This window comes from Pseudonocardia xishanensis (genome assembly GCF_039541715.1).
GTDB lineage: Bacteria > Actinomycetota > Actinomycetes > Mycobacteriales > Pseudonocardiaceae > Pseudonocardia > Pseudonocardia xishanensis.
The window spans coordinates 18,712-39,455 of record NZ_BAABGT010000028.1; the positions used below are offsets into that span (position 1 = coordinate 18,712).

Sequence of the window (20,744 nt, forward strand, 5' to 3'; positions counted from 1 at the left end):
GGGGAGAAGTGCTTCAGTAGGCGACGACGCCGCCGTCGACCGCGAGGGCGGCGCCGACCATGTAGGAGGCCGCGTCGCTGCACAGCCAGACGACGGCCTCCGCCACCTCCTGGGCCTCGGCGAACCGTCGGATCGGGGTCAGCGAGGTCAGCTGGTCCTTGATCTCCTGCGGCAGGTCGGCGGTGAACGGCGTCGCGATCGGGCCCGGCAGGACCGCGTTGATCCGGATGCCGTCGGCGGCGTAGTCCACTGCGGCCGCCTTCGTCAGGCCCACGACGCCGTGCTTGCTGGCCACGTAGGTCGACAGGCCGCCGGGGCGGGCCACCAGCCCGGACGCCGACGCGGTGTTGACGATCGCGCCGCCGCGCCCCTCCATGGCCTTGATCTCGGCCCGCAGGCACAGCCAGACGCCGGTCAGGTTGATCCGGATGACCCGGTCCCAGTCGGCCTGCTGCACGTCCGCGAGCCGGGTGACCTCGCCCTCCACGCCCGCGTTGTTGTGGGCGAATTCCAGGCGGCCGAACCGGTCGACGACCGCGCGGACCGTGTCGTCGACGGCCGTGGCGTCGGAGACGTCGACCGTGAACGCCTCGGCGGTCCCGCCCGCGGCCTTGACCTCGTCGACCGTCGTGGCCGCCGCGGCGGCGTCGATGTCGAGGACCGCGACCTGCGCGCCGCGCGCGGCGAACGCCCGGGCGGTGGCCCGCCCGATCCCGCCGCCCGCTCCGGTGACGAGGGCGACGCGGCCGATCATGTCTTGGGGGATGGTGCTCACTGGTGCTCCTTGATCATGATCGACGCGGTCGGGCGACCGGCGTCGGAGAGGACGTCCGCCAGCCACCGCAGCAGCAGGTCCAGGACGTCCGCGTGGTTGCGCTCGACGACCATCCCGTGACCGTTGCCGGTGACGCCGTGCTCGGCGAGTGCCAGGTGTCGGGCCGCGGCGCCGGCGTCCCGGAGGAACTGCGCGACCAGGGCGCACCCGCCGCCGAGCGGAGACGCCTCGGCCTCCACGACGGCGATCGGCATCCCGACGAGCCCGGGGATCGACCGCGGACGGCCGTCCTGCAGGTGCTCGGGATCCTCGACCGGCGGTGCGAACTCCATCGGTGCCGTGGTCAGGCCCCACGGCAGGCTGACGCCGGCCTGCGGGAGGTGCAGGAAGGGCGGTCCCGGCGGCTCGAGGGCGACGACCGCCCGGACGAGCTCGGGGCGCGCCGCGGCCGCGAGCCACACCGCGGGCGCGCCCATCGAGTGGGCGACGAGCACGGCGGGGCCGATCCGCTCCAGCAGCTCGGCCAGCCGCCGGGCGTCCCGGGCCTGGGCCGCCGCCCCGTCGACGGGCAGGCCGGTGGATGAGGCCGCCAGCTGCGCGATGGCGGGATCGTCCGGTCCGCCGGGGCCCGGCCACCGGGTGTGCCGGGGGTCGCCCGGGGTGAACAGGCCCGCGACGGCCTCCAGCCCGGGCGGGGGCCCCAGCTCACCCGCCCCCGGGCCCGCGGCCCGGCCGTGGCCGGGGCGGTCGACGACGTGGACCGCCCAGCCCGCCTCGACGAGCAGCGCCGCCCACCCTGGACGGCCGTCAGGGGTGCCCAGCCAGTCGGTGCCCTGACCGCCGCCGCCGTGGACCAGCACGATCCGGGGCGCGCCCGGATCGGGCTCCTCCCACTGCACGTACAGGGCCCCGTCGGGGACCCGGCCCGCCGCCGTCGTGCGGTGGTCGGACCCGACCCACGAGAACCCGCGGGCGGTCACGCCGGCTCCGGGACCAGCTGCGGGGAGCGCAGCTGGGCCATGCCGAGCGCGGCCGCCTTGACCTTCTCCGGGTCCCCGGCGACCGACCGCGGTCCGGCGAGCGCCTCCTCGAGCCGGGCGGGATCGGTGTGGTAGACGAGCTGCTTGAAGTTCGACGCCATCGGCGAGGCGATCTCCAGGAAGGTTCGGCGGCGGTCGGCGGCCCACCGGTCGAGCACGGAGTCCGAGGCCTCGCCCCGGACGACCGCGGCGAGGGCGGGCCACAGGACGTAGAGGTCGAGCAGGCCGGAGATCAGACCCAGCCCGCCCGTCGGGTTCGTGGCGTGGGCGGCGTCCCCCGCGAGCAGGACCCGCCCCGCGCGGAAGGTGTCCGCGGCGCGTTGGTGCATCCGGTACGGGGAGTGGTGGACGAGCTCGTAGTCCTCCGACCCGGGCAGCACCGAGCGGAGGACGGCGGGCATCCGGTCCAGCACCGACTCGACGGGCAGGTCGAGGTCCTCGGCGTAGGTCACCCGCCACAGGCCTCGGTCGTCGATCTTCGCGACGACGGCGCCGTACATCGGGTCGACGACCATGTTGGCGTCGTTGAAGCCGTGATCGTCGAACGGGTAGCGGAGGTTGGTCGCGACGAACCGCTCCGGCCAGGTCATGCCGTCGAACCCGAGGCCGACGGCCTCCCGCACGGTGCTGCCCGCACCGTCGGCGCCGACCACCCAGCCCGCGGTGAGCTCGGTCGACCCGTCCGGGCCCTCGGTCGCGACCCGCACCCGGTCGTCGGTCTGCGTGAGACCGGTGACCCGGGTGTCCCAGTGGACGGTCACCCCGTCGTGCCGCTCGAGGTGGCGCAGGGCGATGGTGCCCAGCCGGTCCTGACCCAGGTGGACGTTGTTGTACGGGCGGCCGGTGATCTCCTCGAGCGAGACCTTGCCCCACTCGACGACCTCCCCGGTCCGCAGCACCCGCAGCGTCAGGCCGTCGAGGCTGAGCAGGGACTCGCGCTCGACGTCGTCGAGGACGCCGAGCTCAGCGAGCCCGTCGAGGACGAACCAGAGATAGGTCATCGCCCGCGGCGAGTCACCGATCCCGGACCCCCGCTCGACGATCTCGACCCGCAGTCCCGCACGGGCGAGGCCCAGCGCGGTCAACAGGCCCACGGGGCCCGCGCCGACGACGAGCACGTCGGTGGACGGCTTCACACTTCCTCCAGGGGTTCGTGGCGGGCGGGTCATCGGCGGTACGCGGCGGGCCAGATGCCGGACTTGCCGGGGGCGAGGACCCCGTTCGGGTCCAGCGCGTCCTTGATCCGCTCGGCGACCCGGCGCTGGGCGTGGTCGGCGAAGCCGAACTGCTCGGCGACCAGGTCCATGTGCTGCAGGTTCGTCCGGTAGGGCGCGTAGCCCAGCGTGGCGACCTCACGGACGAGGTCGGCGTAGCCCTCGAAGACCCCGCGCGTCTGCTCCTCGTCGCGCGGGTCGTAGAAGGTGGTGCTGATGTGCAGCGCGCTGCGCGGGGTGAGGTACAGCCCGTTCACGTACTGGCGGCCGTGGCGTGCGTAGGTGGCCCGCACCAGCTTCTCCAGCCGGACGACGTCGGCCCCCCGGCAGGGCCCGATCGGGGAGAAGTCGAGATGCCCGGTGACCTCGCCGTACGGCAGCATCCTGGGGTCGAGCAGGTCCATGTCCGGGATCCCGCGCTGGACCCGCTCGTCGTGGTTCGCCGGTCCGGTGAGGTCGGCGGTGTCGAACGTCCGCCGGACGACCTCCACCCCGGGCGCCGCGCGCAGCGCCTGCTCGACGACCGCGAATTGGGCGTCGACGAGACCGGCCCGTCCGTAGAGGGCGAAGCGGGCCGACCAGCCCTCACCGTCGGGGTCGAGGCTGAAGTTGCCGTCGGCGTCGATCTCCACACCGCGGTTGAGCAGGGGGGTGTTCTCGATGACGCGGTCCAGCATGAGCCTGCGGAGGACGTCGACAACCTCGCCGAGGGTGTCGTAGCCGCGGAACCGGGCCCAGCACGCGGAGTAGGCCTCGGGCCTGCGCATGACCCACCAGCCCACGCTCGTGACGATCCCGAGGTTGGACTGCTGGAAGAGCCCGCCGAAGGACGGCCCGTAGCTGTGCGGGTAGGTGTGGAACGCGGCGTTGCCCTCCATCGCGCCCATACCGGTGCGCAGCAGGGACCCGTCGGGCAGCACGACCTCCATGCCGCAGATGTTGCGGGCGTGGTCGCCGTAGGGGGTGTAGCCGATGCCGTACTCCAGCGAGTTCCCGACGACGCTGCCCCAGCCAAGGTCGGGGATCGACGGCCAGAGGTCCCCGCCCGCCTCCTGCAGGCCGTCGAACAGGTCGAACCAGCGCACCCCCGGTTCGACGACGGCATAGGCCAGATCGCGGTCGATCTCCAGGATGCGGTTCATCCGCCGCAGGTTCACCAGGACCGAGCCGCGCAGCCGCGGCGCCGAACCCCCGTAGGTGTTGTTCCGGCCCTGACTGAACATCCACAGCGGGACCCGGTGCTCGTTCGCGATGCGGACCACGGCCTGGACCTGCTCGGTCGTGGTCGGCATGACCACGGCGGACGCGTCGAACTCGTCGGACTCCGAGTAGGTGTACGGGTCCCGGTAGGCGCGGAGCTCCTCCGGCTCGCTGACGACGGACTCGGGGCCCAGCTCGCCGACGAAGGCGGCGAGCGCCCGATCGAGCGCGGAGGCGCCGAGGTGGGGCGGGAGCGTGCTGGTCATGGTCTCTCTTCCTCTCGGACACGGTGTCCGTGGCCGTCCGGGGTGGATACCCTGCTGCCGTGGCGAGGGTGCGACGGGGCAACGTGCCGGCGGAGCTGACGACGTTCGTCGGCCGTCGTGCCGAGGCGGCGACGGTCGAGCGAGCCCTGGCGACGTATCGGGCGGTCACCCTCACCGGGACCGGGGGTGTCGGGAAGACCCGGCTGGCTCTCCGGGTCGCGGACGAGGTGGCGGACGACTTCCCCGACGGCGTCTGGCTGGTCGAGCTCGACGACGTCCGGGACGGGCCGCTGCTGCCCTCCACCGTGCTCGGGGGCCTCGGCCTTCGCGACGACGGCGGCATCCGGGTCGAGTCGCTGTTGGTCGACCACTTCCGGGACCGGCGCGCGCTGTTGGTGCTGGACGGCTGCGACACGGTCGTGGACGCCTGCGCCGCGCTGGCCGAGGTGCTGTTGCGGGCGGCTCCGGAGCTGCGGATCCTGAGCAGCAGCAGGCTCCCACTGCACACCCTCGGGGAGTCCGTCGTGCCCGTCGGGCCGATGGAGTTGCCCCCGGAGCCGGTGGGCGACGAGCCCGGGCCGGACCTCGCCGGCGTCGACGCCGTGACCTTGTTCCTCGACCGGGCCCGGGCGATCCGACCGGGTCTCGACCCGGACCCGCGAGGGCTCGCGACGATCGCCCGGATCTGCCGCAGGCTCGACGGTCTCCCCATGGCGATCGAGCTCGCCGCGGACCGACTCGACGTCCTGTCGCTGGCCGAGCTCGACGAGCGCCTCGACGACGCCTACCGCCTGCTGGCCCGCTCGAAGCGGGGCGCGCCGGCGCGGCAGCGGACCCTGCAGGCGCTCGTGGACTCCAGCTACGCCCTGTGTTCGCCCCGCGAACAGCTGTTGTGGACCCGGCTCGCCGTGTTCAGCGGACGGCTCGGGCTGCCGGCCGCCGAGTTCGTCTGCGCCGACGACGCGCTCCCGCGCGAAGGCATGCTCGATCTCGTCGCGGGCCTGGTCGACAAGTCGGTGCTCAGCCGGGACGACCGTCCGGTCGGGGCGGGCTTCCGGCTGCCGCGGCTGCTGCGCGAGGACGCGGCCCACCGGCTCGCCGCGTCCGGCGAGGAGCCGCGGCTGCGCGACCGCCATCTCGACTGGTGCCGTCGGCTGGCGCAGCAGGCCTCCGAGGGACTCCTCGGCGCCCGGTCCGACAGCTGGATGGAACAGCTGCGCGGCAGCCACACGAACGTGCGAGCCGCGCTCGAACACAGCCTGTCCCGGCCTGAGCGCGTGGCGGACGGGCTGCGGCTCGCGGCCGATCTCTGGTTCTACTGGATCATGGCAGGCCAGGTGGCCGAGGGTCGGGAGTGGCTGGCCCGCGGTCTGCGGTCGGCTCCCGAGCCGAGCGTCGCGCGGGCCCAGGCGCTCGGCGCCGCGGCCTATCTCGCGATCGTCGACGACGACGCCGCCGACGACCTCCTGGCGGAGGCGAACCGCCTGGAGGCCCGGCTCGACGACATCGGGCTCACAGCGAACCTCCGGTTCGTCGAGGGGTTCCTCGAGGTCCGTCACGGCGACATGGGGACCGCGTGCGACCTGCTGGCCGCCGCCCGGGACGCCTTCCGCGCCGCCGGCGACGCGATGGGCATCTCGAAGACGCTGTGCCTGCTCGGGATGGCCTCCACACTCGCGGGCGACACCGAACGTGGCCTGCGCTGCTGCGCCGAGTTCCTCGCCCGGCCGGACGCCTCGACCGACAACTACGGCCTGCCGTACATCCAGTGGACCATCGCCCTCGCCAGCTGGATCGACGGCGACCGGGCCGCCGCGGTCCGGGCCCAGCGACGCTGTGCCGAGCTCATGCGCCGGTTCGACGACCGGTTCGGCATGACGACCTGCGTGCAGAGCGCCGCCCTCTACCAGCCCGTCGGCGCGGGCGACCGCAGGGCCGCGCTGCTGCTGGGCGCCGCCCGGACGCACCGGATCCCGGCGCTGACGGTCCTCGACGAGCTGCTGGACCGCCGGGCCGCCGAGGTCCGGACGGCCCTCGGCGACCGCTACGCGGATCTCGTCGAGGAGGGCCGCAGGCTGTCGCTCGACGCCGCGATGGATCTCGTGGTCGGTCGCACGGCCGCCCCGGCGGCGACCGGGGCCGTGCTGCTGTCGAAGCGGGAGTGGGAGGTCGCGGAGCTCGTGGCCGCGGGCCGGAGCAACAAGGAGATCGCGGCCGCGCTGGTGATCTCCACGCGCACCGCCGAGGGCCACGTCCAGAAGATCCTGGGCAAGCTGGAGTTCCTGTCCCGCGCCCAGATCGCGACGTGGATGACCGAGCACCGGTTGCGGGGGGCGGGGCCGACGGACGGGCACGACGATCGCGTCCATTCGCCCTCCCTCGGGGTCCGCTCCACTCGCTAGCCGCCGGTGCGTGTAGGCAACGTCACTTCGGCTGCCGCCTGCCAGGGAGCTTCCCGGCCCCGATCGCCGGGGCACCACGCGCAGAACTACGTGTCGACTACCTGTTCGCGGCCCGGACGGGCGGCCGATGGACAATTTTCAATTGTCACTATCGAAAAGAGCCCGAGCGGCCTAGCATCGGGTGCCGTCGGCGTGACGTACGGCACATGGTCGTGCCCCGAGCAGAAGCGGAGTCAGCGATGAACCACACCACCCCGGTCCCCTTCCTCACCGGCGGGGGAGGTGGAATCGGCAGCGTCACTGCCCGCGAGCTGGCCCGGGCCGGGTACGCGGTCGTGGTCTCCGACATCGACCTCGACGCGGCGAAGGCCACCGTGGCCGGGGTCCACGAGGACGGTGGCGTCGCCGAGGCGGTCCGGCTGGACGCGACCAGCCGGGCCGACGTGATCGCCGCCGTCGACGGGGTGGTCGACCGGTTCGGTCGTCTCGACCTCGCCGTCAACAACGCGGGACTGCAGCACTTCGCTGCGATCGACGACATCACCGAGGATCACCTCTACTCCCTGGTGAACCTCAACCTCGCGGGCTACGTGTGAGTGGCACAGGCCGCGATCCGGCACATCCGCAGGCAGGGCTTCGGCACGATCGTCAGCATCGCGTCGGTCTCCGCGTTCCTCGGGGTGCCGAACTCGACGATCTACAGCGCCCTGAAGGGGGCGGTCGTCTCCTTCACCCGCACCCTGGCGGCCGAGGTCGGGCCCGAGGGGATCCGGGTCAACGCCACCGCGCCCGGCTCGGTGCACACCGGGGGCTCGGCCACGCTGCACGCGAGGCGGCCTTCCGGCGGCGGGCGGACAAGGCGGCGCTCACGAGGTCGCCAGGCCCGAGGAGGTCGCCGACGCCGTGCTGTGGTTGGCGTCGGGACCGAGCGTCCTTCGTGACGGGGCAGACCATCCTGGTCGACGGCGGCGCCGTCGGATCGTTGTAGGGGCCGGGCGTGCCCGCCGACCGGCTCTACGCGTTCGACGCTCCGCGCGGCACGGTGCCCCGCAGCGACATGGTGGTGGGTCTCGACGGCGAGGTCACCATCCCCACCGGCCTGTACCTGATCGAGCATCGCGAGGGGCGGGTGCTCTTCGACACCGGCCTCGCGTTCGACGCCTTCGACGATCCGGTGGCGGTCTACGGCCAGGGGATGGTCGACCACCTGCGGATGCAGATCCGGCCGGAGCAGCGGATCGACCGCCAGCTGGCGCGGATCGGCCTGCGATGCGGCGACATCACCCACGTGATCATGTCGCACGCCCACCTGGACCACACCGGCTCGCTGGACCGGTTCCCGACGGCGAGGTTCTACACCGGGCCGGGCGAGCTCGCTTTCGCGGAGTCCGCGCAGGGCAGGCTGGCGCAGAACGTCCGGCTCGCCGACCTCGAGCCGACGCGGGGATTCGCGTGGACGGAGGTCTCGCCGGTCGGCCTGGACCTGTTCGGCGACGGGTCCGTCCTGATCGAGCACGCCCCCGGGCACACGCCCGGCCAGCTCGTGCTCGTCGTCTCGCTGGCGGGCTCGTGTTCCTGCTCACCTCGGACGCCGTCCACCTGCGGATCGGACTGGAGGTCGAGCGGCCCGACGGGTTCGCCTGGGACGAGGCGCTGTCCGTCGAGAGCCTGCGGAAGATCAATCGGCTCGCCACCGAGCACGGAACCGAGATCTGGGTCCATCACGATCCGGACGACCACGCGACGCGACGGATCCTGCCGGAGCACTGCACGTAGGGCTACGCGTATTTTCAAGTGTCACTATCAAAATCGCGGCGACTGTCCTAGCATCGTCGCTCGACAGCACTAGCGCGGTCCGCGAGGCGGCCGCAGGCCGAGAGAGGAACGATCCCCGTGAACATGCAGCTCCGTCGCCGAGGCCGGGCCCGTGTCTGACTCCGTCATCGCGCTCGTGGGCCTGGGCAACATGGGCCACCCGATGGGCGTGCGGCTGCTCGGCGCGGGCCGCGACGTGGTCGGTGTCGACCCGGACGAGCGGGCCCGCGACCGGTTCGCGGGCGTGGGTGGGCGGGTCGCGCCCGCCATGGGGGAGGTGGCGGCGGACGTCCTCGTCCTGCTGCTGCCGAACTCCGACGTGGTCGAGTCCGTGATCGGGGAGGCGACGGACGCCGGAGTGCTCCGCCCGGGCTCGCTCGTGGTCGACATGAGCTCGTCGGATCCCGAGCGGACCCGCGCCCTCGCGGACCGCCTCGCCGGGGCACGCGTCGACGTCGTCGACGCCCCGGTCTCCGGGGGCGTGGGCGGAGCGCGACGCGGCGCCCTCACCGTGATGGTGGGCGGCGAGGCCGACACCGTGGCCGCCGCTCGGCCGATCCTCGACGTGTTCGGCACCGTCCGCCACGTCGGCCTGGTGGGGGCGGGGCACGCGGTCAAGGCGCTCAACAACCTGGTCTCGGCGACCCACCTCTGGATCACCAGCGAGGCGGTCACACTCGCGGGCCGCTACGGCGTCACCGCGGAGGGCGTGCTCGAGGTGCTCAACGGGTCGAGCGGACGCAGCGGGTCCAGCGAGGCCAAGTGGCCGAACTTCATCCTCCCCGGCACGTTCGACTCGGGGTTCACCGCGGGCCTGATGCTCAAGGACATCCGGACGGCGACGGGTCTCGCCGCGGCGGCCGGGCTGCCGAGCGAGCTCGGCAGGGTCGTGGAGGCGCTGTGGGACCGCGCGATCGCCGACCTCCCGGCCGGTGCCGACCACACCGAGATCGCCCGGTGGCTCGCCGACCGCGCGGCGACGTCGTGACCGACCTGTCGGAGGCCGTCGCGATCGTGACCGGCGCCGGGTCCGGGATCGGCCGCGGCATCGCCCTGGCGCTGCGCGCCGAGGGCGCCGAGATCGTCGTGGCGGACGTGTCCGCCGAGGCCGCGGCCGCCGTCGCGGCGGAGACCGACGGGCTGGCGGTCCCCACCGACGTCACCGATCCCGTCGCCGTCCAGGAGCTGGTCGACGCCGCGCTCGGCCGCCACGGCCGCATCGACGTCCTGGTGAACAATGCGGGCGTCGGGCCCCAGGCGGCGATCGCCGACATGACGCTCGAGGACTGGCGGTGGCTGCTCGACGTGAACCTCTGGGGGGTCATCCACGGGGTCGCGGCGGTGGTCCCGCTGATGCGGGCGCAGGGGTCCGGGCACATCGTGAACATCGCCTCGATGTCGGCGCTAGCCCCGATGCCACCGCTCGGTGGCTACGCGGTGGGCAAGGCGGGCGTCGCGGTACTCACGGAGGTGCTCGCCGCCGAGCTGGAGGGAACCGGGGTCGATGCCACCCTGGTCCTCCCCGGCCCCACCCGTACGGCGATCGGCGACAGCCTGCGCAACCGCCCCGGGGCGGCAGGCGCGCTGCGCGAGTTCCGCAACGAGCCGCCCGCAGAGCTGTGGCGGACCGCGGACGAGGTCGGCCGCCGGGTCGCCGAGGCCGTCCGGGACCGGGAACCGATCGTCGTCACCCACCCGGAGCTGTGGGGCCGGGTGGCCGCCCGGCACGAGCGGTACGCCGCCGCCTTCCGCCGCGCGGCGGCGGTACCCGCCGACACGGCCTAGCCATCCACCCGCCCGAGCTCGAAGGAGAGCCCGTGTCCGACCCCACGACCACCGGAACGACCCCGGTCCTGCCCGTGAAGAACCCCCGCGACGCCCGGCGTGCGGCCCTGGGCAGCTACCTGGGCGCGACACTGGAGTACTACGACTTCGTCCTGTACTCCACGGCGTCCGCCCTCGTGTTCCCCGCCGTCTTCTTCTCCCAGGTGGACCCGGCGACCGGGGTGGTGCTGTCCTTCCTCACCCTCGCCGTGGGCTACGTCGTCCGACCGCTCGGTGCGATCCTCTTCGGCCACTTCGGGGACCGCCTGGGGCGCAAGAAGATGTTGATCGTGACGATGGTCCTGATGGGCGTCGCCTCGGTGGGCATCGGCATCGTGCCCAGCGGCGCGCAGGTCGGCCCGGCCGCGGCCCTCGTCCTGGTCGCGCTGCGGGCGGTGCAGGGCGTCGCGGTCGGTGGCGAGTGGGCGGGCGCGTCGCTCATGGCGATGGAGCACGCCACCGCGCGACGTCGTGGGCTCGCCGGGAGCATCGTCGCGAGCGGTGGACCCAGCGGGGCGGTCCTCGCCACGCTGGTGTTCTCGCTCGTGTCCCTGATGCCGGCCGAGGACCTTCTCGCCTGGGGGTGGCGGATCCCGTTCCTCGCCTCCGCGGTGATCCTCGTCGTCGCGCTCGTGGTGCGGGCCGGGGTGCGGGAGTCCCCGGAGTTCACCGCGGTGCGGGACCGCCGCGACACCGTCCGGGTCCCCCTCGTGGCGACCCTGGCACAGAACTGGCGGAGCGTGCTGGTCATCGTCCTGTGCGCGCTGGCCCCGTTCTTCGCGCAGTCGGTCACCGCGACCTTCGGCCTGCGCTACGCGGTCGCGAACGGCAACGACCAGGCGGCGGTCCTGGCGATGCTGACCGTGTCCAACCTCCTGACCATCGTCGCGACCATCGGGTCCGCCGCCCTGTCGGACCGGTTCGGCCGCCGACCGACGATGCTGGTCGGCTACGTGGCGGGCGGGTCACTGGCCTGGGCCGCGCTCGCCCTGCTGACGGTGCCGAACATCGGCGCCGTGCTGCTCGCCTTCGTCATCCTGCAGCCGATCGTCAACGCGACGATCGCCGGTCCGCTGGCGGCCTTCATGGCCGAGCTGTTCCCAGTGCGGACCCGGTTCACCGGCGTCGGCCTGTCCTACCAGCTCGCGAGCACCCTCGCGTCGGGGTTCGCGCCGCTGGTGGCGACCGCGCTCGTCGCCGCCTCCGGCGGCACCACCACCCTGCTCGCCACCATCATGTCGGTCCTCGCCCTGGCGGGCGTGGTGGCCACCCTGGCCGCCCGTCGCCTCCGCGTCGAGGACGCCGCCCCACCCGTCGCGCCGTGATCCCCCGTCCGACCACGCCCGGAGAAGTCCCATGACCGACCTCGCCCAGATCAGCCCCACCGTGCTCACCGCCGCCGCGGCGGGCCCCGGCACCGACGGGGACACGGGTCGGCTCCTCGCCCGCTGCCCCGACCGACCCGGGATCGTCTCCGCGGTCACGACCTTCCTGTCCGAGGCGGGGGCCAACATCGCCTCGCTGGACCAGTACTCCACCGCACCGAGCGGGGGCAGCTTCTTCCAACGCTGCGTGTTCCACCTCCCCGGGCTCGTCGCGAGCCTCGACGAGCTGGAGAAGACCTTCCGGGAGCGGGTCGCCGATCCGCTCGACATGAGCTTCACGCTGACCCGGGCCGCGGTGCCCAAGCGGGTCGGGATCATGGTGTCCAAACTGGACCACTGCCTGCTCGACCTGCTGTGGCGACACCGCCGCGGCGAGCTGCCGATCACGGTCCCCGTGGTGATCGGCAACCATCCCGAGCTGGCCGACCAGGTCCGGCCCTTCGGGGTGCCGTTCGTGCACGTCCCCGTGCCCAAGGGCGGCAAGCCCGCCGCCGAGGAGCGGCAGCTGGACCTGCTGCGGGGGAACGTGGACCTGGTCGTCCTGGCCCGCTACATGCAGATCATCTCGCCGGAGTTCCTGCGCGAGGTCGGTGCCCCGATGATCAACATCCACCACTCGTTCCTGCCCGCCTTCGTCGGCGCCTCGCCCTACGCACGGGCGAAGGACCGCGGGGTCAAGCTGGTCGGCGCCACAGCCCACTACGTCACCGAGGACCTCGACGAGGGCCCCATCATCGAGCAGGACGTGGTCCGGGTCGGCCACACGCACACCGCCGCCGACCTCGCCCGGCTGGGCGCGGACGTCGAGCGGGCGGTGCTCTCCCGGGCGGTCCGGTGGCACTGCGAGGACCGGGTCATGACCGACGGCAACAGCACGATCGTCCTGTAGGAGGCGACTCGTGACCGCACGACGCATGGACGGCACGGCCCTGGCCCGACGGGTCCGGGCCGAGGTCGCCGAACAGACCGCCCGACTGACCGCCCGCACGGGCGCCGTCCCGGGCCTCGCCACCGTCCTGGTCGGCGACGATCCGGCCTCGGCGGTCTACGTCCGCAACAAGAGGCGGCTGTGCGTCGAGGCGGGGATGCGCGACCTCCACCGCCACCTGCCTGCGGACACCACCCAGGCGGAGGCCGCGGCGCTGCTCGACGAGCTCGCGGCGGACCCGACGGTGTCCGGGATCCTTCTGCAACTGCCCCTGCCCGCCCAGCTCGACGCCCAGCCACTGCTCGACCGGATCCCATCCGGCAAGGACGTCGACGGGCTGACCGCGGCCAACGCCGGACTGCTGGCCCAGGGACGGCCCGGGCTGCGGCCGTGCACCCCGGCCGGTGTGGTCCGGCTGCTCGACACCTACGACGTGCCCCTGTCCGGGGCCGAGGTCGTGGTCGTGGGGCGGTCGGTGCTGGTCGGACGGCCGATGGCCCAGCTGCTCCTGGCCCGGGACGCCACGGTGACCCTGTGCCACTCCCGCACCCGGGACGTCGTCGAGGTCTGCCGCCGCGCCGACGTGCTCGTCGTCGCGGCGGGCGTGCCCGGCATCGTCGGCCCGGAGGCCGTCCGGCCGGGAGCGGCGGTGGTCGACGTCGGCATCCACCGGACCGAGGACGGGCTGCGGGGCGACGTCGACCCCGCCGTCGCGGAGGTGGCGGGCCTGCTCACCCCGGTCCCCGGGGGCGTCGGCCCGATGACGATCGCGATGCTGCTCGCCAACACCGTCGAGGCCGCGGAGCGGGCGACGGCGCCGGTCGGCGCGGCGCGGTGACGGGCGCGCCTGGGTGGACGCGCCGGTGAGTGCCCCGGTGGAGGTCCTCGCCGTCCGCTACGGGCGCCGCGCCACGACCCGGTCCGAGGTGTTCCTCAACCACCACTACTACGGCGAGCCCGACGGTCCGATGGAGATGGACTACTACTTCTGGGTCGTCCGCCGCGCCGGCCGCACCGTGGTCGTCGACACCGGGTTCAACGGGGAGTCGGGTGGGCGTCGGGACCGCGCGACCACGTGCGCCCCCGGCGAGGCGCTGGCGCGGCTCGGGATCGACCCGGCGGACGTGGACCAGGTGTTCGTGACCCACGCGCACTACGACCACGTCGGCAACCTCGGCCTGTTCCCCGCGGCGGAGGTGGTCATCACCCGCCGGGAGCTGGAGTTCTGGACGAGCCCGCTCGCCCACCGGCACCTCTTCGCCGTCCTCGCGGAGGAGCGCGACGTCGCCGACCTCGACGCACTGCGCCGCGCGGGCAGGCTGACCGTCGTCGACGGTTCCCACACCACCGGAGGCCTGGAGTTCGTCGAGGTCGGCGGGCACACGCCGGGCCAGGCCGTCGTCCGCGTCCCGACCCCCGCGGGGCCGGTGGTCCTGGCCTCCGACGCCGTCCACTACTACGAGGAGCTCGAGCGCGACCGCCCCTTCGTGGCGGTCGCGGACCTGGCGCAGGCGTACCGCGCCTTCGACCGGGTGCGCGAGATGCTCCAGGATCCGGGCGCAGTCCTGGTCGCGGGGCACGACCCGCTCGTCCGCCACCGCTTCACCCCCCACGACCCCGCGGACCCGGCGCTCGCCGTCCGGATCCGCTGACCCCACCCCGAAGAAGGAGCCCGGAATGACCGACCCCCAGACCCCGCCGTCCGACCACCTCGCCGCCGGCATGCGCGTGCGCCGCGAGGTGCTCGGCGACGCCCACGTCGACCGGTCCATGGCCGCCGTCAGCGAGTTCGCCCGACCCGTCCAGGAGCTGGTCACCGAGTACTGTTGGGGCGAGGTGTGGACCCGGGAGGGGCTGGACCGGCGCACCCGCAGCCTGCTCAACCTCGCGATGCTGACCGCGCTGGGCCGCAACCACGAGCTCGCCGTGCACGTGCGCGGTGCCGTGACGAACGGTGCCACCGTCACGGAGATCCAGGAGGCGCTGTTGCAGACCGCGGTCTACTGCGGGGTCCCGGCGGCGTTGGAGTCCTTCCGCGTGGCCGACGGCGTCCTCGCCGAGCTCGCCGACGCGGACTGACCGCACCCCGTACCGAACCGCGGGTGGGCGGGGGCTCAGTCGGTGATCGTCACGAAGACCCGGGCCTGCTCGACGGCGGCGGCCGGGTCGGGATCCTCGCCCACCGCCCACCTGCTGATCGCGCTCCACAGCGCGGCCCAGATCATCCCGCCGACGACCGTGGCCTCCACCGAGTCGGCAGGGATCGACCGGCGCTCGGCCACGAACTCGGCGACCATGGCGCTCCACTCCTCGAACCGCAGCCACGCGGCGTCCGCGGCGTCGGACTCCCGGCCGACGATCGCGATGCGTTGCTTGATGACCAGCAGCCGTACCGGCGAGGCGTGGAGCATGTCGAGGTAGGCGCCGAAGATCGCGTCGACCAGCGACGCCGTCTCGATGCGCACGCGGAACGCCTCGCGGAACAGCCGCGCGCTGTCCTCCATGCCGTGCCACAGCACCGCGGACTTCGAGGGGAAGTAGCGGAACAGGGTGGGGGCGCTGATGCCCGCCGCCTCCGCGATGTCCGCCATCGTGGTCCCGGCGTAGCCCCGCTGGGTGATCAGCCCGAACGCGACCTCGCTGATCTTGTCCGGGTCACCCGCCCGGGGGCGTCCCCGGCGTCGGGCCGGTGTCTCCACCGGGACCACAGTAGTGGTCGGCGTGCCTGCGGCCCTCATGCCGGGACGGCCACCTCGCTGCGGCGCCGGTCGGTCTTGTACGGAGCGGGAGCCACTGTCGCCCGGATGCGCTTCTGGGGCGTGCCCGCGTCCCCCCACAGCACCTCGACCTCGGTGCCCGGCTCGGCGTGCTCCACGTCGAGGACGGCGAGCGAGATCATCTCGCGGAAATAGTAGGAGTAGCACCGCGAGGTGGCCTGCCCGATCTCGACGTCGCCGAGCAGGACCCGGTCCGCGGCCACGTCGCCGAGGTAGCCCCGGGGGAACTCCATCGGCTTGTACGGGGTGCCGTCCTTGGTGAACAGCGAGGCCACGACCTCGGTCACGTCCTCGGGGTTCCAGACGAGCGTGCGGATCGTCCGCGGTGGACGCTCGGCGACCGCGCGCAGGGCCTCGTCGCCGAGGAAGGAGTGGTCGAAGCGGACGCTGCGGCCCCAGCCGAGGTCGTACGGCGTGCGGAACAGCAGGCTCGCCCGCTCGTCGGTCTCCACGCTGCCGCTGTGCCTGCGGAACACCTCGACCGGGCGCCACGAACGGTCCTGCACCCACTGCAGGAAGTCCTCGACGCCCTCGTCGAACCAGGCGGGGACGAAGTCGACCGTCGGTGTCGGGAAGCACGCCTCGATGTGGTTGACCATCTTCGTCCGGCCGCCGAGGCGCCGGATCCCGTACTTCTCGCCGACCTCCAGGGCCCGGCGGTAGACCGCCTCGCCCTCCTCCCAGCGCCCGTGGAGCTCGTAGCCGATCTCGCCGGACATGCCCTGGCGGAGGATGCCGACCGGCATCCCGTCGATGTGCGCGGTGCGGATGCGCATGAAGCCGATGTCGCGCAACGACTCACCGGTGAGCTCCTCGAGCAGGTCGAGGGATGCGGGCCCCTGGATCTGCTGCAGCGTCATCCGGGTCGTGATGTCCTCGGCCACCACGTCGTAGTCCCCGCGCTCGAGCAGGTACTGCGCCCAGGGGACGGCGAACCCGCTGGTCAGGTAGATCGAGTCGGCGGCGTCCTGGACCAGGACTCCCTCGCCCATGATGTGGCCGCGCGCGTTGCAGAAGACGGCGTGCTTGGCCCGTCCGACCTCGAACGTGGAGTACCCGTTGATCGTGGTCTCCGAGAAGAACCGCATCACGTCCGGTCCGGTGAGGCGGAGCTTCGACATCGGGGACCAGTCGCCGATGTAGCAGGTCTGCTTCCATGACATGCTCTCGTCCACCCAGCCGGTGACCTCGAAGGGCTCGAAGTAGCCGCCGAAGGCGTTGTAGCGCGGGATCGCCGGGTCGTACGGGACGGTGGGGACGTGCCGGATCGGGGACTCGCTCATGGGTTCTCTCTCCTGGGGGTCAGCGGGCCGCGGCGGGCCAGATGCCGTGGCGACCGGGCGCGAGGATCCCCTTGGGGTCCACCGCGTCCTTGATCGCTCCGACGAAGCGTCGGTAGGCGTGGTCGCCGAAGCCGTACTGCTCCTGAGCGAGGTCCATGAAGTCCAGGTGGGCGCGGTACTCGCCGTACCCCAGCTCCCCGAGGTCGCGGACCAGGGACTTCGCCAGGTCCATCGCGTTGCGCACGCTGTCCCCGTCGGTGATGTCGAACTGCATGCCGCAGACGATGACGCAGGCGCGCTCACCGGTGATCAGGATCCCGCCGGAGAAGTTGACCCCCGCCGCGACGATGCGCATCCGCAGCTCGTCGACCACGAAGCGCACCTGTGCCCCGTCCAGCGGGACGACGGGGGAGAACCCGACGTGCCCGACGTGGGCGGGTGTGATCTCGATGGCCTTCAGGGTGGGCACGCCCGCCTGGATCTTCTCGTGGGCCAGCGCGAGCTCGCCGTACTCCTCCGGCGCGTAGACGCGGTCCACCCGGAACCGGCCGCTCGGGATCGCCTCCCAGGCCGCGCGGATCTTGGCGATCCGCAGCTCGGCGACGTCCCGGTCCGCCCAGACCGCGGTCCGGCACGACCAGGCGCCGACGCCGGTCTCCTGTCCGATGCGCCGGTAGTCCTCGGGCCGGAGCTGGTGGCGCGGGGTGACGACCGGGGTGTCGGTGAGCATCACGGAGGCGCGCAGCGTGGGGTAGAGCGACGGGACGCCCTCGAGGTGGCCCGCCAGCCGCAGCTCGCGGATGACGTCGATCGCCTGCTCGAGGTCTGCGTCGTCGTCGAGGGTCAGCACGAGCGGCGCGTAGGCCTCGGGCTTGCGCTTGAGCCAGACCCCCATGCGCGTGACGATGCCGAGGTTGGACTGCACGAACAGGGGATCGAGCGACGGGCCGAGGCTGCGTTTGTGCACGTGCCACGCGTGCCCCTCGGGGATCGCGCCGTGGCCGGTGCGCAGGAGTGAACCGTCCGCCAGCACGACCTCCATGCCGCAGGGGAACTGGAAGTCGGTCCCGTACGGGAGGTAGGTGATCCCGGAGTCCATGGAGTTGCCGATCACGCTGCCCCAGCCCAGGTCGGGCACGGAGTGCATGAGCCCGGGCGCCTGCTCCTCCAGGGCCGCGTGCAGGTCGAACCAGCGCACGCCGGGCTCGACGACGGCGTAGGCCAGCTTCTCGTTGATCTCCAGGACGCGGTTCATCCGCCGGAAGCCGATCTGGATCGACCCCCGGACCCGCGGCGACGGGCCACCGTAGCCGTAGTTGCGGCCCTGCCCGTGCGGCCACACCGGGACGCCCGCCTCGTTGGCGAGACGCATGATCCGCTGCACCTGCTCGGTGTCGGTCGGCTGCACGACGGCGGAGGCGGCGTAGGTCTCGTCGCCGGGGATCCAGTAGGGGTCCTTGAACTCGTCGATCCCGGTGCGGTCCAGCTCGATGCCCGCGGGGCCGACGATCTCGGTCAGTCCGGCGACCAGGTCGGCGGGCAGCACCAGGTCGGACAGATCGGGAGCTGCGGTGGTCTCGGTCATGGGGTCCTCGATGCTCAGCAGGTCGCGGCGACGGCCAGGTCGGAGAGGGTCTGGAAGCGGGTGATGTTGTCCGCCTGCGGGAGCAGCCCCGCGGTAAGTGCGACGAAGACGAGATCGAGCTCGGGGTCGATCCAGTACAGGCAGCTGCCCGCGCCATAGTTGCCGAAGGTCTCGGGCGTGGTGAGGGTCCCGAACTGGTGACGCACCAGGCGTTCGCCGCGCAGGCTGAACCCGAGCCCCAGGTAGGCCGGTGCCGGCTCGTACCCGTTGCGTAGCGCGACCGTCTTGTAGAGCTCGTTGGGCAGCTCACCGGTCTGGTTCCGGCGGGCGAGCGCCACGGTCCGCGGCGCCAACAGCCGGGTGCCCGTCGCGGTGACCCCGCCGCGGCGCAGGGTGTCGGCGAAGGTGAGCAGGTCGGCGGTCGTCGAGGCGCCACCCATCCACACCGCCTCCTGGGACTCGGCCTCGAACAGCCCGTTGTCCCCGGCCACCTGTCGGGAGAGGTGTCTGATCGGGACCGTGCCGCGGAAGTCCGGGACGGCGTGCCGCGCGCGCATGTGGCGCTTGATGCCGAGCGCGGTGTCGGACATGCCGAGCGGCTCGAAGAGGTCCTCCCGCAGGATGTCGCCGATCGGCCGCTTGGCCGAGTCGGTGCGGCGCAGGACCTCGGCCAACAGCACGTGGTTGGCCATCGGCGAGTAGTCGCAGCGCGTACCCGGCGGGTTGGCGCCGTGGGCCAGTGCGCAGACCGCCTCGACCGCCTCGGAGAGGTCGTCCAGGGCCATCCCGGGCCGCATCTCCCACATCGCCCCGACACCCGTGGTGTGCGTCAGGAAGTGCAGGATCGTCGCCTGGTCCCGCGGCGCGCCCGCGTACTCGGGAACGATCTCGCTCATCGGTGTGGTCAGTGCGATGCGCCCGGCCTCGATCGCGCGCAGGACGAGCACGTTGACGAAGGCCTTCGTCACCGACAGGACCGAGAACACGGTGTCTGTGCGGAGCGGCGTGGTCCCCGCCGCGTCGACGCTCCCGATCGCGGCGTCGAGGACCAGCTCCCCGCCCCGAGCGACCTTGATCGCGGCGCCCCAGTACCGACCCCGGTCGATGTCTCGCTCCACCGTGGTGCGGATCGCCTCGATCCGCTCGGCATCGATGCCGGAAGCCATCCCGTCTCCTTCGCTCGCGCACCGCCGGTGTGTGGCGGAGCTCAGTGTGACGCAGCGGGGGCTGAATTACAATAGTGACTCTCGAAAATGCGCAGGATGGTCGGCGCCTACTACATGTCGCCTGCGTAGGCCCCGTCTGGTCAGCGGTGGTCTCGTCGAGGTGGGTTCGTGGGCACCTGCCGAACGACGGCGCAGGAGTACGGGTTCACACCAGCGGGCGAGACGCGCTGCGACTCGGCCGGACATTCACACCGTCGGGGTCTGCGAGCCGACCCGCTGGAGGGGGGTCGGGGTGTTCCACCACCGGCTCCGATAAGCCTTCGTGCTGGTGGGAACGACATATCCGTGTTGGCGATCTTGGCTGGTGTCCAGCTGGAGTGGTTCTGATCGGTTGTAGGTGGTGACCACAAGGTGACTGGCGGTGGATCGATGACCGAGCGGCCACGCCCGGCCACAGCGCGATGGCGCTCGTCGACGATGCCGAGGCCGAGCCCGAAGGCGCGGCTCGGTTGCCGAGACCGTCGGGGTCCCGGACCGAGAGCTCGAGGTGGCGGGAGCCGACCCCATCGTGTCGAGGGTGCGGGACGCGCGATGGGTGGCCGACGGGAACGTGGTGAGCAGCCGGGGTGTGTCGGCGGGGATCGACATGGCGCTGTGGCTGGTGGGGCGGCTGCACTCGCCCCGGCACGCCCGTGCGACGCAGCGGTACATCCAGTACGGCCCGGCACCCCCGTACCAGGCGGACGTCTAGACGGTATGGAGGTCCGGGCTGGGGCCTCGCCACATGTAAACGTGGGTTGCCGGGCAGGAAATGAGGTTCCTGAACCGGTATAGCCACAAGATGTGGGAGGCCCCAGTGGACCGGAAGCGTACGAGCGTCGGGCTCGATGTGCACGCACGATCAGTGGTCGCGTGCGGGCTCGACGGGCAGAGCGGACAGCTGCATGAGCGGCGGTTGACCCCGGACCACGGCGAGCTGTTGGGCTGGCTGCAGAACCTGCCCGGACCTGTGGAGGTCGTCTATGAACCGTCCTGGGTCTGCGTGAGGCTGACGTTCAGGCCACCGCACCCTGTTGGGCGATGG

Annotated in this window: 18 protein-coding genes and 1 pseudogene; 11 read left to right on the forward strand and 8 right to left on the reverse strand. The window is 72.6% G+C overall.

Annotation, left to right across the window (positions count from 1 at the left end):
• Positions 1-13: 13 nt before the first annotated feature.
• The 4 genes from ABD993_RS10715 to ABD993_RS10730 are packed head-to-tail and all read right to left on the reverse strand — an operon-like array spanning position 14 to position 4,495.
• Positions 14-775 (reverse strand): SDR family NAD(P)-dependent oxidoreductase, encoded by a 762-nt coding sequence (locus ABD993_RS10715; RefSeq protein ID WP_345415356.1) that lies wholly within the window; start codon positions 773-775, stop codon positions 14-16.
• Entirely contained in the window at positions 772-1,755 is a 984-nt protein-coding gene (locus ABD993_RS10720; RefSeq protein ID WP_345415359.1) for an alpha/beta fold hydrolase, read from the reverse strand. The genes ABD993_RS10715 and ABD993_RS10720 overlap by 4 nt, the downstream gene beginning before the upstream one ends.
• Positions 1,752-2,951, reverse strand: coding sequence for an FAD-dependent oxidoreductase (locus ABD993_RS10725; protein WP_345415362.1), 1,200 nt, complete (start codon positions 2,949-2,951; stop codon positions 1,752-1,754). Before ABD993_RS10725 ends, ABD993_RS10720 begins: the two co-directional genes overlap by 4 nt.
• Positions 2,952-2,980: 29 nt before the next feature.
• The gene (locus ABD993_RS10730) at positions 2,981-4,495 is read right to left on the reverse strand and encodes an FAD-binding oxidoreductase (protein WP_345415365.1); all 1,515 of its coding nucleotides are present in this window, start codon (positions 4,493-4,495) and stop codon (positions 2,981-2,983) included.
• A gap of 59 nt (positions 4,496-4,554) precedes the next feature.
• Between ABD993_RS10730 and ABD993_RS10735 the strand changes: the two genes are divergently transcribed.
• From ABD993_RS10735 to pcaC, 10 genes and pseudogenes are all read left to right on the forward strand, one after another.
• Positions 4,555-6,897 (forward strand): ATP-binding protein, encoded by a 2,343-nt coding sequence (locus tag ABD993_RS10735; RefSeq protein ID WP_345415368.1) that lies wholly within the window; start codon positions 4,555-4,557, stop codon positions 6,895-6,897.
• A 239-nt stretch (positions 6,898-7,136) separates the two neighbouring features.
• Positions 7,137-7,838 (forward strand): annotated as a pseudogene (locus ABD993_RS10740) (SDR family NAD(P)-dependent oxidoreductase).
• Positions 7,839-7,894: 56 nt separating this feature from the next.
• Positions 7,895-8,746, forward strand: a complete 852-nt coding sequence (locus tag ABD993_RS10745; RefSeq protein WP_345415371.1) for an N-acyl homoserine lactonase family protein — start codon at positions 7,895-7,897, stop codon at positions 8,744-8,746.
• A gap of 78 nt (positions 8,747-8,824) precedes the next feature.
• A complete protein-coding gene (locus ABD993_RS10750) occupies positions 8,825-9,700 on the forward strand; it encodes an NAD(P)-dependent oxidoreductase (protein WP_345415374.1) in 876 nt (291 codons plus the stop codon).
• Positions 9,697-10,497, forward strand: coding sequence for an SDR family oxidoreductase (locus ABD993_RS10755; protein WP_345415377.1), 801 nt, complete (start codon positions 9,697-9,699; stop codon positions 10,495-10,497). The genes ABD993_RS10750 and ABD993_RS10755 overlap by 4 nt, the downstream gene beginning before the upstream one ends.
• Before the next feature lie 32 nt (positions 10,498-10,529).
• A complete protein-coding gene (locus ABD993_RS10760; protein ID WP_345415379.1) occupies positions 10,530-11,861 on the forward strand; it encodes an MFS transporter in 1,332 nt (443 codons plus the stop codon).
• Positions 11,862-11,892: 31 nt separating this feature from the next.
• Entirely contained in the window at positions 11,893-12,810 is a 918-nt protein-coding gene (gene purU, locus ABD993_RS10765) for a formyltetrahydrofolate deformylase (protein ID WP_345415382.1), read from the forward strand.
• A 10-nt stretch (positions 12,811-12,820) separates the two neighbouring features.
• Positions 12,821-13,687 (forward strand): bifunctional methylenetetrahydrofolate dehydrogenase/methenyltetrahydrofolate cyclohydrolase FolD, encoded by an 867-nt coding sequence (gene folD / locus ABD993_RS10770; RefSeq protein ID WP_425568945.1) that lies wholly within the window; start codon positions 12,821-12,823, stop codon positions 13,685-13,687.
• A 25-nt stretch (positions 13,688-13,712) separates the two neighbouring features.
• Positions 13,713-14,501: an N-acyl homoserine lactonase family protein gene (locus tag ABD993_RS10775; protein ID WP_345415384.1), complete on the forward strand. Its 789-nt coding sequence runs from the start codon at positions 13,713-13,715 to the stop codon at positions 14,499-14,501.
• 25 nt (positions 14,502-14,526) lie between these two features.
• Positions 14,527-14,928 (forward strand): 4-carboxymuconolactone decarboxylase, encoded by a 402-nt coding sequence (pcaC, locus tag ABD993_RS10780; protein WP_345415387.1) that lies wholly within the window; start codon positions 14,527-14,529, stop codon positions 14,926-14,928.
• A gap of 35 nt (positions 14,929-14,963) precedes the next feature.
• Here the strand turns inward: pcaC and ABD993_RS10785 are convergent, their stop codons facing one another.
• Genes ABD993_RS10785 through ABD993_RS10800 form a run of 4 tightly spaced genes read right to left on the reverse strand, consistent with a single transcriptional unit; the run spans position 14,964 to position 19,660 of the window.
• Positions 14,964-15,548, reverse strand: a complete 585-nt coding sequence (locus ABD993_RS10785; protein ID WP_345415389.1) for a TetR/AcrR family transcriptional regulator — start codon at positions 15,546-15,548, stop codon at positions 14,964-14,966.
• 35 nt (positions 15,549-15,583) lie between these two features.
• A complete protein-coding gene (locus ABD993_RS10790; RefSeq protein ID WP_345415392.1) occupies positions 15,584-16,909 on the reverse strand; it encodes a glycine cleavage T C-terminal barrel domain-containing protein in 1,326 nt (441 codons plus the stop codon).
• A gap of 19 nt (positions 16,910-16,928) precedes the next feature.
• On the reverse strand, positions 16,929-18,494 hold the full coding sequence (locus ABD993_RS10795) for an FAD-binding oxidoreductase (RefSeq protein ID WP_345415395.1): 1,566 nt from the start codon (positions 18,492-18,494) through the stop codon (positions 16,929-16,931).
• Positions 18,495-18,508: 14 nt separating this feature from the next.
• Positions 18,509-19,660, reverse strand: a complete 1,152-nt coding sequence (locus tag ABD993_RS10800) for a serine hydrolase domain-containing protein (protein WP_345415397.1) — start codon at positions 19,658-19,660, stop codon at positions 18,509-18,511.
• 577 nt (positions 19,661-20,237) lie between these two features.
• Here ABD993_RS10800 and ABD993_RS10805 point away from each other — a divergent pair.
• Positions 20,238-20,411 carry a type 1 glutamine amidotransferase family protein gene (locus ABD993_RS10805; RefSeq protein ID WP_345415400.1) on the forward strand — a complete coding sequence of 58 codons (174 nt, stop codon included), beginning with the start codon at positions 20,238-20,240 and terminating at the stop codon, positions 20,409-20,411.
• Positions 20,412-20,744 lie beyond the last annotated feature (333 nt).

Bases quoted from the DNA above. Each gene is read 5' to 3' on its own strand.
- ABD993_RS10730 (WP_345415365.1), bottom strand. From the start codon at position 4,495: ATGACCAGCACGCTCCCGCCCCACCTCGGCGCCTCCGCGCTCGATCGG.
- purU (WP_345415382.1), top strand. From the start codon at position 11,893: ATGACCGACCTCGCCCAGATCAGCCCCACCGTGCTCACCGCCGCCGCG.
- pcaC (WP_345415387.1), top strand. From the start codon at position 14,527: ATGACCGACCCCCAGACCCCGCCGTCCGACCACCTCGCCGCCGGCATG.
- ABD993_RS10790 (WP_345415392.1), bottom strand. From the start codon at position 16,909: ATGAGCGAGTCCCCGATCCGGCACGTCCCCACCGTCCCGTACGACCCG.
- ABD993_RS10795 (WP_345415395.1), bottom strand. From the start codon at position 18,494: ATGACCGAGACCACCGCAGCTCCCGATCTGTCCGACCTGGTGCTGCCC.
- ABD993_RS10800 (WP_345415397.1), bottom strand. From the start codon at position 19,660: ATGGCTTCCGGCATCGATGCCGAGCGGATCGAGGCGATCCGCACCACG.